A 13,153-nucleotide genomic window follows, 5' to 3' on the forward strand; every position below is an offset into this window, starting at 1 on the left:
CATCTGCCGATCGGGGACGAGGAGTTCGCCATGACGCGCTGGTACGAGGGGCCACTGGCCGCATTCGACACGGAGACGACCGGGGTGGACGTGGAGCAGGACCGGATCGTGTCCGCCGCTCTCATCGTGCAGGAGTGTGCGGGCGGCCGCGTCCGCTCCACCCGCTGGCTGGTCAATCCCGGCATCCCGGTGCCCCCGGGCGCCACGGAAGTGCACGGGCTGACCGACGACCACCTCCAGCGCAACGGGCGCTGGCCGGCGCCGGTCGTGGAGGAGATAGCCCGTGCGCTCGGGGAGCAGCAGGTGGCGGGCCGGCCGGTGGTGGTGATGAACGCGCCGTTCGACCTGACGCTGCTGGACCGGGAGTTGCGCCGGCACCGGGCGTCCACGCTGGCGCGCTATCTGGACAACCGGCCGCTGACGGTGCTGGATCCGCGGGTGCTGGACAAGCACCTGGACCGGTACCGCAAGGGCCGCCGGACGCTGACGGACCTGTGCGCGCACTACGGGATAGAGCTGGAGGGCGCGCATGACGCCGCGGCGGACGCGCTGGCTTCGCTGGAGGTCGTACGGGCGGTGGGGCGCCGGTTCGCGGCGCGGCTGGAGCGGCTGACCCCGGCGGAGCTGCACACGCTCCAGACCGTGTGGCACGCGGCGCAGGCACGCGGTCTGCAGGCGTGGTTCGCGCGGCAGGGGACGCCGGAGGCGGTGGATCCGCACTGGCCGCTACGGCCGGAGCTGGGGGCGGCGGCGTAGCGCAACGGGCCCCGGACGTGCGGAAGGCCGGCCCGTCGTGAGACGGACCGGCCTGACCCGGTGGGCGATACTGGGATCGAACCAGTGACCCCTTCGGTGTGAACGAAGTGCTCTCCCGCTGAGCTAATCGCCCGGGAACGGGTTGAACAATACAAGAGGCACGGGGTCTGGTTCAAACCGCTTCCGGCCGGGCCGCCAGCCGGGCCGCGAGAGCGTGCCGGCCGGCACGCATCATGAGGGCGTGGTTGAGCCGGAACGCTGGCCGCGCGGGCACGGCGAGGCGCCGCAGCAGGGGGCTGCACACTTCGACCTCCTGCTCGTACAAGACCCGCGTCCCGCGCCCGCCGGCTCCCCGGCGGGCCCGTACGGTCCACCGCGCCCAACCCTCGACGTCGCCGTGCAGGGCTGCCTCCAGGAGGCCGCGACGGGGATCGCGGAGCAGTTCGGTGGCGGTCATGCGGAGCTCGTACGGGAGGACGGAGCGGATGTGCAGGGTGCCGCTGTGCCCGTCGATCTGCTCGACGGCGCGGACCTGGGGCCACCAGCGGGGGTAGTCGCCGGTCCGCTCCAGTGCGCAGTAGACGCGCGCGGGCGGGGCGTCGAGGTCCCACACGCTGCGGAAGCGGTAGCGGTTCCAGCGGTCCAGACGGCTGTGGTCCATGGCTCCAGTCTGGACCGGCGGCCCATCGTGCGGTGCCCGCTCCCCCACAACCACCCTCCCGTGGACGCCCGGGCACACCCGGGCGCATCCGTGCGTACTCAGGTCGGATCTGAGTACGCACGCCCATGTCCTGACGGCGTGACGGGCACCACACTCCGGAACATGGCACCTCCACCACCCGTCCCGCCCCTCCCGCCCGACCGCGAGCTGGCGCTCATCGACCGGGAACTGGCTCAACTCGACGCCCGACGCCTGTACTTGCTGGCGCGGCGGGACTGGCTGCTGCGGCTGCCGGCGGCGCACGCCTGGGGTCCCGTCACGTCGGCTCCCGGCGCTCCCGCCCGCGCGAAGGAGGCTTCGGCCCCGGGTGCGCAGAACGTGCTGCTGACGCTGGGCGCGGTGCTGCTCGCGGTGGCCGCGCTGGCGTTCACGCTGGTCAGCTGGGGGTCCCTGGGGATCGCCGGGCGCGGCGCGGTGCTGGCCGTGGTGACGGCGGCCGCTCTGGGCGCTCCGGCGGTACTGCTGCGCCGCGGGCTGCGGTCGACGGCCGAGTCGGTGGCGGCGGTGGCGCTGCTGCTGACGGTGCTGGACGCGTACGCGGTGTACGCGGTCACCGCGACGGGGGTCGACGCCACCGCGTACGCGGCGGGTGCGGCGGCCGTGCTGGCGGCACTGTGGGCGGGGTACGCCAGCGTGCTGCCGGGGCTGGTGGTCCCGCTGCCGGCGGCGGTGCTGACGGCGCAGCTTCCGCTGCCGCTGGCGGCGGTGGCCTCGGGGGCGGGTCCGGTGGGGGTCGGCTGGGCGGTGCTGGCGACGGCGGCGCTGGACGCGTCGCTCGTGCTGCTGGTGCCCGGGGTCCGCGCGCGGGTGTCGGCGTCCGCACCGGCGGCGGTGAGCGCGGCCGTCCTGGCGTCGGGGGCGCTCCTGACGGGTCTGGCGCAGATGGTGTCGGCCGGTTCGGCGGCCGCCGCGGCCGGTCCGGCACTGCTGGTGGCGGGCTGTGCGGCGCTGGGCGTCGCAGTGGCCTGGCGGGAGCCTTCGGCGACGGCTGCCGCTGTCGTCGGTGGCCTCGCCGGGGTGGCGGCCCTCGGCGGCCCGGCCCGGCCCGAGCTGTCGCGGGACTGGACCGTGGTGGCGGTCCTGCTGCTCGCGCTGCCGCTGCTGGCGGCGGTACGGGCGACCGCGCTCCCGGTGGCGGTCCGCCGCGGTCTGGCACGGGCCGGGGCGGGGGTGGCCGCACTGGCGTCGCTGTCGGCACTGGCGGCCGCGCTCGGCTCGCTGGGGCTGCGGGTCGGAGTGCTGGGTGAGGTGTGGGCGGCGACGCCCCCGCCCCGCGAGACGGACGGGGCGGGTCCGGCGGCGATGGTGACGCTGTTGGTCGCGGCGGGGGCCGCCGGGTGGCTGGCCCGGGTGCTGCCGCGGCCGGAGCCGGGGGTGATCGCGGTGGTGCTCGGCTGGGCGGGGCTGTTCTCGGCGCCGCTCGTGTGCGGGCTGCCGGTGGCGGCAGTGCTTGCGGCCCAGCTGGTGGCGACGGCGGCGGCCGGGGTGTGTGCGCTGGGCATCGGCCGCGGCCCGAGGTACGCGGCCGCGGTGTGCGCCGCGGTGGGGGCACTGAACGTGTCGGTGGCCGCGCTGGACGGTCGTACGGCCACGTTCGTGGTGTTCGCCCTGCTGGGTGCGGGCTGCGCGGCGGGTGCGGCGCACAAGGGCGGCGCGCTGCCCGTGCGGGCCGGCGCGGCAGCGCTGGCCGTCGTGTACGCGGCGGGCGTGGCGGCGGCCCTGGGGGCGCTGTGGGGGCTCGCGGTGTCCTGGTGGGCCCTGCCGCTCCTGGCGGTCCCGGCGGCGGTGGCGACGGCCGGGCCGCGCCTGGGACGGGTGCGGCTGTCGACGGAGGTCGCGGCGGCCGTGGTCGGCGCGGTGGCGCTGCTCCTCGCGGCCCGGGAGCCGGCACTGGCGGCGCTGGTGTGCGCGCTGGCCGGGGTGGTCTGCGCGGGCGCGGCGGTACGGGCGGAGCGGCGCGGGCTCGGCTGGGCGGCCGGCGTCCTGTTCGTGGCGGCGACGTGGATCCGGCTGTCGGCCTCGGGGGTGCAGGTGCCGGAGGCGTACACGCTGCCGGTGACGGCGGCGGCGCTCGCGGTGGGCTTCCTGCGCCGCCGCCGGGACGCGCGGGCCTCGTCCTGGGCCGCGTACGGGCCGGGGCTGGGCGCGACGCTGCTGCCGAGCCTGATCGCGGCCTGGGGCGACGCGCACTGGCTGCGGCCGCTGCTGCTGGGGCTGGCGGCGCTGGCGGTGACCCTGCTGGGCGCGCACCGCAGGCTCCAGGCGCCGCTGCTGCTCGGCGGCGCCGCCCTGGCGGCGGTGGCCGTGCACGAGCTGGCCCCGTACGTGGTCCAGGTCGTCGACGCGCTGCCGCGCTGGCTGCCGCCGGCACTGGCGGGACTGCTGCTCCTGGTGGTGGGGGCGACGTACGAGAAGCGGCTGCGGGACGCGCGGCGGCTGCGGGCGGCCCTCGGCCGGCTCGGCTGACGGCCGGGGAGGCACGAAATGCCAAGGGCCCGGAGACGGTGAAGTCTCCGGGCCCTTGGTCCGGGTGGGCGATACTGGGTTCGAACCAGTGACCCCTTCGGTGTGAACGAAGTGCTCTCCCACTGAGCTAATCGCCCGGACGCACCGCAAACATTACCCCATGTCAGCGGTGGTTCCGGACCATCACTGGTCCTTGAGGTCCCAGGGCATCGTCAGGCCGTACTTCCACAGGTAGAAGCCGATCAGCGCGCCGGCGATCACGAGCCCGACGCTGGTCAGGATGATGTTGCGGCGGCGGACCTTCGGGTCCAGCGCCTTCTGCGCCGCCTCCGTGACCTTCCGCTTGGTCCAGCGCAGCGCGAGCGACGCCCAGGCGAACTCCGTGGCCCAGATCGCCAGGCCCGCGAAGATCGCGACCCAGCCGGGGCCGGGCAGGACGAGCATGGCGACGCCGGCGCCGATGACGGCGAGGCCGACGACGAAGACGCCGACCTGCCAGCTCAGGTGCAGGGTGCGGCGCGACTTGATGAAGGCGGGAGCCTTCGATACGTGCGGCGCTGCTTCCGTGGTGTGCTCGGTCGTGCCGTCGGCTGCGGACTCTGCTGCGGACTCTTGGGTCCCGCGGTCACTCCCCGTATTCATGACCCCGAATCTACCGGAGCCGGAAGCACACGTGAATGGTGGTTTGGATCCGCCGTTGGAGGGACCCAGAGGTCCGCAAAACGGTCAGAGGGGTTTACAACGGCACCGTAGGTGGCATGTCGATTTCGCCGACGTGCGAATCCCCGAGCGCACACTGAGCGAAAGGCCCTGGCGCTTATGAACACCACGGTCAGCTGCGAGCTGCACCTGCGCCTCGTTGTGTCGAGCGAGTCCTCACTGCCTGTTCCGGCGGGCCTGCGGTATGACACGGCCGATCCCTACGCCGTGCACGCCACCTTCCACACCGGCGCCGAGGAGACGGTCGAGTGGGTTTTCGCCCGAGACCTCCTCGCTGAGGGCCTCCACCGGCCCACCGGAACCGGAGACGTCCGCGTCTGGCCGTCCCGCAGCCACGGTCAGGGCGTCGTCTGCATCGCCCTGAGCTCACCGGAGGGAGAAGCACTGCTCGAAGCACCCGCCCGCGCACTCGAATCGTTCCTCAAGCGGACGGACGCCGCGGTTCCACCCGGGACCGAACACCGGCACTTCGACCTCGACAAGGAGCTCTCCCACATCCTGGCCGAAAGCTGAACCAGGCTCGCAGGGAGCACCTCCCGGCATGCGCCGGGAGCCACTGTGCACCGTCCGACTCGGGGCGACGGTGCCGGCTGGACGAAAACCCACATAAGGCAGTGCCGGCGCTGTTCTCGCGGAAGCCGTCCGCGAGGGCGGCGCCGGTGTGCGTGACGCAGTCGCCGCCGGGGCACCTCCCGGTGCCGCCCGGGGGCGGCTAGAGTCGGCCCCCAGCGGCGGCACTGGCCCGTCGCCGCAGGCCCGGCCCCCAGGGAGCGACCCTCGTGCAGATTCCCCACGACACCCGTCGCGCGCTCGACGTCGTCGTCGCGCTGGTGAACACCACGGCGGAGGCGGAGCAGCCCGACGGACTGGCCGACATCGGCTCGCTGCGCGAATTCGTACGCGAGTACGAGATCAGCGACGTGGGCGACCTCGGCGCCCGCGACCTCGCCGGGGTGCGCACCGTCCGCGGCAAGTTCGCCCAGGTCTTCGGTGCGCCCAACCCGCGGACCGCGGCCGGGCTGATCAACGAGCTGGTGGCGACCGCCGGCACCACCCCGCAGCTGACCGACCACGACGGCTACGACTGGCACGTGCACTACTTCGCGCCGGGCGCCTCGCTGGGCGACCACCTCGCGGCCGACGGCGGCATGGCTCTGGCCTTCATCGTGGTCTCCGGCGAACAGGAGCGGCTGCGCCGCTGCGAGGCCCCCGACTGCCGGCGGGCCTTCGTGGACCTGTCCCGCAACCGCTCGCGCCGCTACTGCGACAGCCGGACCTGCGGGAACCGGCTGCACGTGGCGGCGTACCGGGCCCGGCGCAAGGAGGCCGACGCGGGATCGTCAGAGCAGGAACAGGTCGTGCACGGCGGCCAGCAGCAGCAGGGTGCCGATCACCCCTAGGAAGATCATCAAGGGCGGTTGCGAGAGCGCGAAGAGGCAGCCTCTCGGCTCCTCGGCAACGGGGGCGGGGTCCGGGGCCGGCGCGCGAACCGGCGGCTCACCCTGCGATGTGTCGAGCATGTCCGGGCGATGATGGCGCAGTGCGCCCGCATCGGGTCCTCAACACGCCAGGGTTCGCGCGGGAGTTCACCCCTTCTTGTCAGGCTCGCGGCGATAGTGCGCCCCGACCTCAGATGCCGTGCTTCTTCAAAATCGCTTCGATGTCGGAGAAGTCATCCGTAGGAGTGGCGGGGGCTGCGCCCGGGCGGGAGGCCGGCTGCGGACGCTCACCCTGGCCCAGCGAGGGGGCGGACGCGGCCGGGGCCACGGCCTCCTGTCGCCGGCTCCCCTTCGCCGCCTTCTCGCGCTCCTCCCCCGCACCCAGGCCGCGGCGCTCGACGGCCCGCGTGGTCATGAACAGCACCCAGGACAGCCCGAGCAGGCCGAAGCCCGCCCACACGGTCGGGTTGAACACGATCCCGGACACCCACTCCACGAGGCCCGTCATCACCAGGGCGACCGGCACCAGCGAGTACGCCGCGATGCGCGTGGCAGCGAGGAAACGCCTGCGGTACGCGGTCACCGCGGCGATCCCCAGGCCCGCCACGGACACCGCGGAACATATGGTCTCGGCAAGCATGCGGTCCTCCAGGGATGGGCACTGCGTCCCTTCCATCCTGCACCGGGCGGCGCCGTACGGGCCATGTCGGCAGCGGATCCGGCACCGATCTCCGGGAGATCTCGGGGTCGCCCCTCCTCCTCAGGGGGGTGGGTCGGGGGGTGCGTTTCGGTGGCGGCGCCCGGCGGCTGGGACACTGGCCACATGACCGATTCCGTGATCCTCGACGTCTGGTGCGAACTCCAGTGCCCGGACTGCCACCGCGCCCTGGACGACGTACGCGCCCTGCGGGCCCGCTACGGCGACCGCCTGGACATCCGGCTGCGCCACTTCCCCCTGGACAAGCACAAGCACGCCTTCGCGGCGGCGCAGGCGGCCGAGGAGGCCGCGGAGCAGGGCCGGGCGTGGCCGTACGTGGAGGCCGTCCTCGCCCGCACCGCGGAGCTCGGCGAGCGCGGGGAGGCCGTACTCCTGGACGTGGCACGTGAACTCGGCCTCGACGTCGAGGAGCTCGACACCGCCATGATCGACGGCCGGCACATCCTGATCGTCGACGCCGACCAGGCCGAGGGCAAGGCCATCGGCGTCACCGGCACCCCGACGTACGTGATCGACGGCGAACGTCTCGACGGCGGCAAGAGCCAGGAGGGCCTGCGCGCCCGCATCGAGGAGATCGCGGACCGCCTGCTCGCCGCCGACAACGGCTAGAGGAGGTCCTTGGCGTAGTTGACGTCGGTCGTCCGGTAGCCGAGGGATTCGTACAACCGCAGAGCCGGGGTGTTGCCTGCGAAGACGTGGAGCCCGAGGACGCGGTGTCCGCCGGCGAGGGCCGCCCGTTCGGCGAGCAGCATCAGGTCCCGTCCGTACCCCCGGCCGCGGTGCTCCTCGGCGACCGCGACGTCGAAGACGTACGCGCCCTCCCCGGAAGGCGCCACCCAGACGTGGCCGACGGGCGCGCCCCCCACCTCCAGGACGCACAGGGTGGCGCCCTCGGTGGCCAGGCCGTGCGGCAGCTGGCGCTCGTGGTCGGCCACCGACTTGGCCCGCGCCGCTTCCTCGGACAGGCCGCGGCTGGTCCAGTCCGCCGCGTAGCCGTCGATCGCCTCGACGATCCAGACCTCGTACTCGGCCTCCGTCATGGGCCGGCCGACGACCCCTTCGCGGAGCTCGGGCGGCTCCGCGGGGAGGTCCTTGGCCATGTTGCGGCTGTACTCGGTGTACCCGAGCGCCTGCGCCATCCGCAGTCCGCCCGCCGACGCGGCGGGTACGGAGGCCCGGACGCGGCGGCAGCCCCAACCGCGCAGCACCTCCTCGGCGGCGAGCGCCCCGACCGTGGCGCGGCCGCGCCGCCGGTCGGGCTCGTCGACGGCGAGGTCGCGGATCTCGCCGACGGTCGGCCCGAAGGGCGTGTCGCAGGCGACCAGCAGCGCACCGACGCGCCTGCTGTTGACCCGGATCTCGTACGGGCGCGACCGCGCGCCCCCGGTGCTCTGCTGAAGCGGCCCGCTCGGCCGCAGGGTGGTGGTCATCAAATCGAGTTCTACCCGCCCTGCGGCCACCTGCGACAGCCAATAAACGGGCGGTTCGGGCGCAGCCGGCGCCCCGGTCCCGCCCGTCCCACGCCTCACGCCCGGCGCCTCACGGGTCCAGGTCGTCGCCTGCGCGCGCGTCGAAGATCCGCATCGCCTCGGCCGTGACCGGCCCCGGCGCGGCCGCCGTCGTGCGCCCGTCGACCCGGTGGACGGCCTGCACGTCGCGGAGCGTGGAGGTCAGGAAGATCTCCTCGGCCTGCGCCAGCACCTCGAAGGGCAGGTCGGTCTCCTTGGCCCCGGCCCACTCCACGACGAGGGCCCGGGTGATTCCGGCGAGGCAGCCCGAGGCGACGGGCGGGGTGTGCAGCTCTCCGTCGAGGACGACGAAGACGTTGGAGCCGGTGCCCTCGCACAGCCGCCCGACGGTGTTGGCGAACAGGGCCTCGGAGGCCCCTTCCCGGGCCGCGGCGGCCAGCGCGACGACGTTCTCTGCGTACGAGGTGGTCTTCAGTCCGGCCACGGCGGAGCGCTCGTTGCGGACCCAGGGCACGGTGATCACGGCGGTCGTGTCCGGGCGGCGGGTGGTCTCGCCGACGGCCACGACCAGGGTGGGGCCGTTGTCCCCGCGGTCGGAGCCGAGCGGGGAGATGCCGCCCGTGTACGTGATGCGCAGCCGGCCGAGCGGCATCGGATGGGCCTCCAGGACGGCCGCGCAGGCCCGGCGCACCTCGTCCTGGTCGGGGTCGGGCAGTCCGAGGCCGCGGGCCGAGCGGGTCAGCCGGTCCAGGTGGCGGGTGAGCGCGAAGGCCGTACCGCGCTCCGCCTTCAGTGTCTCGAACACACCGTCGCCCACGGTCAGTCCGTGGTCGAACACGGACACCCGTGCGCCGTCGGCGTCCCGCAGCGCTCCGTCGAGCCAGATCCTCACCGTACGATCCCTCCGCTCACCCAGGGGTGCCGGTCACCTCGTGGGCTCCCGACGCTACCCGGAGCAGGCGGGCGGCCTTCAGTTCGGTCTCGGCCCATTCGCGTTCGGGGTCGGAGCCCCAGGTGATGCCGGCGCCGGTGCCGAAGAGCAGGCGCGGACCGCTCGGGAACTGGCGGTCGATCCAGAAGGTGCGGATGCCGACGGCGAGCTCGGCGGTGCCGCGGTCGGCGTCGACCCAGCCGATGCCCCCGCAGTAGGGGCCGCGGGGGGCGGTCTCCAGCGCCTCGATGATCCGCAGGGCGGAGGACTTGGGCGCGCCGGTGACGGAGCCCGGCGGGAACGTCGCGGCGAGCAGCTCGGGCCAACCCGCACCGTCGGCGAGTTCGCCGGTCACGGTGGAGACGAGGTGGACCAGGCCCGGGTGCTCCTCGACGGCGCACAGCTCGGGGACGGCGACCGAGCCGGTGGCGCAGACCCGGCCGAGGTCGTTGCGTACGAGGTCCACGATCATCACGTTCTCGGCGTGGTCCTTGGGCAGGAGGTCGGCGGCGGTGCGACCGGTGCCCTTGATGGGGCCGGACTCCACGTGGCGGCCGGCCCGGCGCAGGTACAGCTCGGGGGACGCGGTGGCGATCTCGACGCCGTGAGCCGGGAGGCGAATCGTTCCTGCAAACGGGGCCGGGTTGCCGCGCGCGAGCAGCGCCGTGAGGGCGTCCACGTCGGCGCGGTCCGGGTCGGGCAACGGCGCGGACATCACGCGGCACAGGTTGGCCTGGTAGACCTCGCCGGCCGCGATGTACTCGCGGATCCGGCGTACGCCGGACGTGTAGGCGGCGCGGTCCAGTGAGGAGGACCACTGGTCGGCGGCGGGCCCGCGCCAGGCTCCGGGGACGGGCGCCGGGACGGGGTCGGGGCGTACGTCACCGAAGCGGGCGCAGACCAGCTGCCCCTCGAAGTCTGCGGACACCGCCCAGAAGCCCGCCGAGTCGAGGGCGCAGGGGTCGCTGGTGACGTCCCGGAGGTCGGTCGCGAGGAGGCCGCCGAAGCGGGCCAGGGGGAGCAGGTCGTGCACGGCTGCGAGTCTAAGACCGGTGACGCCGCGGCGCCGGTGGGGTGACCGGTGGTGATCGAGCGGCAGCACGCTGCGGAAACGCGTTTTTGAGCTGGCCCGGGAATCCGCTAGAGTTCAACACGTCGCCAGGGAGCGAAGGGGAAAAACCCCGGAGCGAACACGGTGACCTGCGGACGTAGCTCAGTTGGTAGAGCACCACCTTGCCAAGGTGGATGTCGCGAGTTCGAGTCTCGTCGTCCGCTCGAAGTGGGGGATCTTCCCGAGAACCCCTGCAGCTCCATGGTGGAGTGGCCGAGAGGCGAGGCAACGGCCTGCAAAGCCGTCTACACGGGTTCAAATCCCGTCTCCACCTCCAAGGACGATTAGCTCAGCGGGAGAGCGCTTCCCTGACACGGAAGAGGTCACTGGTTCAATCCCAGTATCGTCCACTGGTCCGCAAGGACCCCCGCGCGATTAGCTCAGCGGGAGAGCGCTTCCCTGACACGGAAGAGGTCACTGGTTCAATCCCAGTATCGCGCACGCAGTACACGCACCACCTGCGGTTTCGTACCGCGGTCCCGCGCGATTAGCTCAGCGGGAGAGCGCTTCCCTGACACGGAAGAGGTCACTGGTTCAATCCCAGTATCGCGCACCACCCGGAAGCCCCGGCCGTTTCGACGGCCGGGGCTTCTGCGTTGGGGTTCCTGCGCTGCCGGGAGCGGGTGGGGCCCCGGCGAACGGGGCCCCGGGGCGCCTCAGGAGGAGAAGAGCATCCGGGCGAAGCCGCCCTTGTGGTGGCCGTGGTGGCCGTGGCCGTGGCTGCCGTGGTGCGGGGCGCCCCAGGCGGGCGCGGGGGCGGCGTGCTGGACCGGGTAGGGGGCTGGGGGCGCTGCCGGCGGCGGGACCTGGCCGTACTGGCCGGCGGTGTACTGGGACTCCATGCGGGTCAGCGCCTCTAGCTCGCCGTAGTCGAGGAAGATCCCGCGACAGCCGCTGCACTGCTCGATCTGGACACCGTTGCGGTTGTAGGTGTGCATCATCGCGTGACACTTCGGACACTGCATGACCGGATCAACTCCTCGCCGTCTGCTTCGACACCGGATGCATGCCCGGTGGCGTGAAGCTCACCCTACGACGGACCCTTCTCCTCCAAGTCGGGCGGGAGGGAGGCAATTCGGGCACAGGATTCCACCATCAGTCGTTCCACATCGTCGAGTCGGCGGTGGTTTTCTGCCGATTTGGCAAGGGCGAGGGCGGCGGTCTGCACGGTGAGTGCCCGGGCCACGAGGTCCAGTTCCGGCCAGGGGTCGGAGCCGGGCGGCCCGGCCGCGGGGCCGCCGGCGGCACGGTAGGAGTCGAGGAAGGTGACCCAGGCACTGGTGTCGAGCAGGCCCGCGGCGTACCAGGCGGCCGGCCGGGCCAGGTCCCAGGCAGGAGTGCCGATGCCGAGGTCGTCGACGTCGATGAGCCGCCAACCCCCGTCGGGGCCGGGCCCCCGGACCAACTGCCCGAGGTGCAGGTCCCCGTGGCACAGCGCCCCGCCCCGGGGCGCCGGAGCCTCCCCCCGCACCCAGGCGGGCAGGGTCCGCGCCGCGGCCCGGACGAGGTCACCGGCGGGGCGGCCCTCGGCGGGGCCGGGCACGAGGGCGGGCCCGCTGCGCGCCCCGGAGGTGCTCCGGACCCCGGCGGCCCCGGCGGTGACCGCTGCGACGCCGGTGGCCGAGGGACCCCCGGCAGGGGCCGCGGGAGCGGCCGTCCGGGCCGCCGGACCGCCCGCCCGGCCCCAAGCCGTCGCCCGGTCCAGGCGGCGCAGGGCCCGGGCCAGCTTGGCCGGGCCGCGCATCGGCGGGACCGGGCCGGGCAGCCGGTGCACGGGCACCTGGTGCAGGGCCGCCAGCAGCCGCCCCGCCGCCTCCCAGGGGGCGTCCCCCGGGCGCTCGGGGTCGACCGGGGCCCCGTACGGCCAGAGGGACACGGGGCGGCCCGCGAGGAAGCCGACCTCGGGGTGCAGCGGGGCCAGCAGCACGCCGGCCAGCGCCTGGTCCGCGGCGATCCTCATCCGTACGGCGAGGCCTTCGCGGTCGCTGTCCCCGGCGTGCGCCTTGGCGACCACGTCGCCGCAGCGCACGACGGTCCCGTCCTCCCGTTCGGCGAGCAGCTCGTACGGGGTGCCGTGCTCCCCCGCGCCGGCGTACGCCGCGAGGGCGGCGGGCAGTGGCTCCTGGTTCATCGCGGCTCCGCTGCTCCCGTCACTGGCGTCTCTGGAGCAGGTTACGCACCCGCGGGCATGAAAAAGGGTGCTGCCCGTCCGACTCCCCAGTCGTACGGGCAGCACCCTTCTCCTGCCGTCCGTCGCGCCCCCGTCCCCACGGGGTTCGACAGGCCGATGTCCCGGCCCGGGCCGCTCTCCCGGACCTGGGGCGCCGCTCAGCGCCCCAGCATCACGCCCACGGACGACGCCTGTGCCGCCACCTGGTCGAATCCTCCGAAGAGGAAGAGCAGGAGGGCGGCCAGGGGGAGCACCATGGCCGCGGCCACCAGTGGATGGCGGGTGCCGGACTCATGGCCGTTGAACGCGAATGCCTTGCGTCCGTGCCGCGTGATGTCCGCCATGACCCTCTCCCTGTCGGTTGGCAGCGGCGGGCTCGTGACCTCGGGGGACGAGTGCGCCACCCGCCGCTTGTCTTCAACACTAGGTGCGTGGAAGGCCCCTGGCGTCCTGCCCTCGTACCGCTTGGCAGGCCTCCGGGAGGATGACGGGGCCACCCCGCGCGTACTCCCCTGGGTGGAGACCGCTCCCCCGCCCTGGGGGTCTTCCCGGAGGGGATGACCGGAGGGTAGTGACTTCGCTCACTTCCGTCACTCCCCGCGCATGCGTGTCTGCCGACGGGGTACGCACAAGATCCACCCTGCGCGGCCGC

At 73.8% G+C, this 13,153-nt stretch carries 15 protein-coding genes and 7 tRNA genes; 10 read left to right on the forward strand and 12 right to left on the reverse strand.

Annotated elements, in window-relative coordinates; all coding sequences use genetic code 11:
* Nucleotides 1-30: 30 nt before the first annotated feature.
* Nucleotides 31-756 carry a 3'-5' exonuclease gene (locus OHA65_RS08645; protein ID WP_327282551.1) on the forward strand — a complete coding sequence of 242 codons (726 nt, stop codon included), beginning with the start codon at nt 31-33 and terminating at the stop codon, nt 754-756.
* Between the two features lie 61 nt (nt 757-817).
* On the opposite strand, the gene OHA65_RS08650 is transcribed toward OHA65_RS08645, so the two are convergent.
* Nucleotides 818-889 (reverse strand) — tRNA-Val (locus OHA65_RS08650).
* 39 nt (nt 890-928) lie between these two features.
* Complete coding sequence (locus tag OHA65_RS08655) at nt 929-1,417, reverse strand: SRPBCC family protein (RefSeq protein WP_329313035.1); 489 nt, start codon at nt 1,415-1,417, stop codon at nt 929-931.
* Nucleotides 1,418-1,579: 162 nt separating this feature from the next.
* Here OHA65_RS08655 and OHA65_RS08660 point away from each other — a divergent pair, with 162 nt between their 5' ends.
* Complete coding sequence (locus tag OHA65_RS08660; protein WP_405761699.1) at nt 1,580-3,943, forward strand: SCO7613 C-terminal domain-containing membrane protein; 2,364 nt, start codon at nt 1,580-1,582, stop codon at nt 3,941-3,943.
* Nucleotides 3,944-4,008: 65 nt separating this feature from the next.
* Here OHA65_RS08660 and OHA65_RS08665 read toward each other — a convergent pair.
* Both OHA65_RS08665 and OHA65_RS08670 read right to left on the reverse strand, forming a co-directional pair.
* Nucleotides 4,009-4,080, reverse strand: a tRNA-Val gene (locus tag OHA65_RS08665).
* A gap of 46 nt (nt 4,081-4,126) precedes the next feature.
* Nucleotides 4,127-4,585: a TIGR02611 family protein gene (locus OHA65_RS08670; RefSeq protein ID WP_327282553.1), complete on the reverse strand. Its 459-nt coding sequence runs from the start codon at nt 4,583-4,585 to the stop codon at nt 4,127-4,129.
* A 177-nt stretch (nt 4,586-4,762) separates the two neighbouring features.
* Here OHA65_RS08670 and OHA65_RS08675 point away from each other — a divergent pair, with 177 nt between their 5' ends.
* Nucleotides 4,763-5,176 (forward strand): SsgA family sporulation/cell division regulator, encoded by a 414-nt coding sequence (locus tag OHA65_RS08675; protein ID WP_030011909.1) that lies wholly within the window; start codon nt 4,763-4,765, stop codon nt 5,174-5,176.
* 266 nt (nt 5,177-5,442) lie between these two features.
* On the forward strand, nt 5,443-6,063 hold the full coding sequence (locus OHA65_RS08680; RefSeq protein WP_327282554.1) for a CGNR zinc finger domain-containing protein: 621 nt from the start codon (nt 5,443-5,445) through the stop codon (nt 6,061-6,063).
* Here the strand turns inward: OHA65_RS08680 and OHA65_RS08685 are convergent.
* Both OHA65_RS08685 and OHA65_RS08690 read right to left on the reverse strand, forming a co-directional pair.
* Nucleotides 6,004-6,183: a hypothetical protein gene (locus OHA65_RS08685; RefSeq protein ID WP_082410120.1), complete on the reverse strand. Its 180-nt coding sequence runs from the start codon at nt 6,181-6,183 to the stop codon at nt 6,004-6,006. The genes OHA65_RS08680 and OHA65_RS08685 overlap by 60 nt on opposite strands.
* Before the next feature lie 109 nt (nt 6,184-6,292).
* Nucleotides 6,293-6,742 (reverse strand): hypothetical protein, encoded by a 450-nt coding sequence (locus OHA65_RS08690; RefSeq protein WP_405755249.1) that lies wholly within the window; start codon nt 6,740-6,742, stop codon nt 6,293-6,295.
* A gap of 183 nt (nt 6,743-6,925) precedes the next feature.
* Here OHA65_RS08690 and OHA65_RS08695 point away from each other — a divergent pair, with 183 nt between their 5' ends.
* Nucleotides 6,926-7,429, forward strand: coding sequence for a DsbA family protein (locus tag OHA65_RS08695; RefSeq protein ID WP_327282556.1), 504 nt, complete (start codon nt 6,926-6,928; stop codon nt 7,427-7,429).
* Here OHA65_RS08695 and OHA65_RS08700 read toward each other — a convergent pair.
* The 3 genes from OHA65_RS08700 to OHA65_RS08710 form a co-directional block, all read right to left on the reverse strand.
* Nucleotides 7,426-8,250: a GNAT family N-acetyltransferase gene (locus OHA65_RS08700; RefSeq protein WP_327282557.1), complete on the reverse strand. Its 825-nt coding sequence runs from the start codon at nt 8,248-8,250 to the stop codon at nt 7,426-7,428. The genes OHA65_RS08695 and OHA65_RS08700 overlap by 4 nt on opposite strands.
* Before the next feature lie 109 nt (nt 8,251-8,359).
* Nucleotides 8,360-9,181, reverse strand: a complete 822-nt coding sequence (locus tag OHA65_RS08705) for an aminodeoxychorismate lyase (RefSeq protein WP_327282559.1) — start codon at nt 9,179-9,181, stop codon at nt 8,360-8,362.
* Nucleotides 9,182-9,197: 16 nt separating this feature from the next.
* Nucleotides 9,198-10,253 carry a chorismate-binding protein gene (locus OHA65_RS08710; RefSeq protein ID WP_327282560.1) on the reverse strand — a complete coding sequence of 352 codons (1,056 nt, stop codon included), beginning with the start codon at nt 10,251-10,253 and terminating at the stop codon, nt 9,198-9,200.
* Between the two features lie 169 nt (nt 10,254-10,422).
* Between OHA65_RS08710 and OHA65_RS08715 the strand changes: the two genes are divergently transcribed.
* The 5 genes from OHA65_RS08715 to OHA65_RS08735 all read left to right on the forward strand — a co-directional run bounded on the left by OHA65_RS08715 (nt 10,423) and on the right by OHA65_RS08735 (nt 10,887).
* Nucleotides 10,423-10,495, forward strand: a tRNA-Gly gene (locus OHA65_RS08715).
* A 39-nt stretch (nt 10,496-10,534) separates the two neighbouring features.
* Nucleotides 10,535-10,608: transfer RNA gene (locus OHA65_RS08720), tRNA-Cys, on the forward strand.
* 1 nt (nt 10,609) lies between these two features.
* Nucleotides 10,610-10,681: transfer RNA gene (locus OHA65_RS08725), tRNA-Val, on the forward strand.
* Nucleotides 10,682-10,700: 19 nt separating this feature from the next.
* Nucleotides 10,701-10,772 (forward strand) — tRNA-Val (locus OHA65_RS08730).
* 40 nt (nt 10,773-10,812) lie between these two features.
* A tRNA-Val gene (locus tag OHA65_RS08735) sits at nt 10,813-10,887 on the forward strand.
* Between the two features lie 100 nt (nt 10,888-10,987).
* On the opposite strand, the gene OHA65_RS08740 is transcribed toward OHA65_RS08735, so the two are convergent.
* The 3 genes from OHA65_RS08740 to OHA65_RS08750 form a co-directional block, all read right to left on the reverse strand.
* Nucleotides 10,988-11,296, reverse strand: coding sequence for a zf-TFIIB domain-containing protein (locus tag OHA65_RS08740; RefSeq protein ID WP_328762194.1), 309 nt, complete (start codon nt 11,294-11,296; stop codon nt 10,988-10,990).
* A 65-nt stretch (nt 11,297-11,361) separates the two neighbouring features.
* Complete coding sequence (locus tag OHA65_RS08745; RefSeq protein WP_327282562.1) at nt 11,362-12,462, reverse strand: phosphotransferase; 1,101 nt, start codon at nt 12,460-12,462, stop codon at nt 11,362-11,364.
* Nucleotides 12,463-12,659: 197 nt separating this feature from the next.
* On the reverse strand, nt 12,660-12,845 hold the full coding sequence (locus OHA65_RS08750; RefSeq protein ID WP_030157329.1) for a hypothetical protein: 186 nt from the start codon (nt 12,843-12,845) through the stop codon (nt 12,660-12,662).
* Nucleotides 12,846-13,153: the final 308 nt, after the last annotated feature.

The organism is Streptomyces sp. NBC_00045, from assembly GCF_045041095.1.
Taxonomy (GTDB): Bacteria; Actinomycetota; Actinomycetes; order Streptomycetales; family Streptomycetaceae; genus Streptomyces.

Excerpts from the sequence above, each read along its gene's own strand:
- OHA65_RS08645 (WP_327282551.1), top strand. The coding sequence starts at position 31 with ATGACGCGCTGGTACGAGGGGCCACTGGCCGCATTCGACACGGAGACG.
- OHA65_RS08655 (WP_329313035.1), bottom strand. The coding sequence starts at position 1,417 with ATGGACCACAGCCGTCTGGACCGCTGGAACCGCTACCGCTTCCGCAGC.
- OHA65_RS08660 (WP_405761699.1), top strand. The coding sequence starts at position 1,580 with ATGGCACCTCCACCACCCGTCCCGCCCCTCCCGCCCGACCGCGAGCTG.
- OHA65_RS08670 (WP_327282553.1), bottom strand. The coding sequence starts at position 4,585 with ATGAATACGGGGAGTGACCGCGGGACCCAAGAGTCCGCAGCAGAGTCC.
- OHA65_RS08675 (WP_030011909.1), top strand. The coding sequence starts at position 4,763 with ATGAACACCACGGTCAGCTGCGAGCTGCACCTGCGCCTCGTTGTGTCG.
- OHA65_RS08685 (WP_082410120.1), bottom strand. The coding sequence starts at position 6,183 with ATGCTCGACACATCGCAGGGTGAGCCGCCGGTTCGCGCGCCGGCCCCG.
- OHA65_RS08690 (WP_405755249.1), bottom strand. The coding sequence starts at position 6,742 with ATGCTTGCCGAGACCATATGTTCCGCGGTGTCCGTGGCGGGCCTGGGG.
- OHA65_RS08695 (WP_327282556.1), top strand. The coding sequence starts at position 6,926 with ATGACCGATTCCGTGATCCTCGACGTCTGGTGCGAACTCCAGTGCCCG.
- OHA65_RS08700 (WP_327282557.1), bottom strand. The coding sequence starts at position 8,250 with ATGACCACCACCCTGCGGCCGAGCGGGCCGCTTCAGCAGAGCACCGGG.
- OHA65_RS08740 (WP_328762194.1), bottom strand. The coding sequence starts at position 11,296 with ATGCAGTGTCCGAAGTGTCACGCGATGATGCACACCTACAACCGCAAC.
- OHA65_RS08745 (WP_327282562.1), bottom strand. The coding sequence starts at position 12,462 with ATGAACCAGGAGCCACTGCCCGCCGCCCTCGCGGCGTACGCCGGCGCG.
- OHA65_RS08750 (WP_030157329.1), bottom strand. The coding sequence starts at position 12,845 with ATGGCGGACATCACGCGGCACGGACGCAAGGCATTCGCGTTCAACGGC.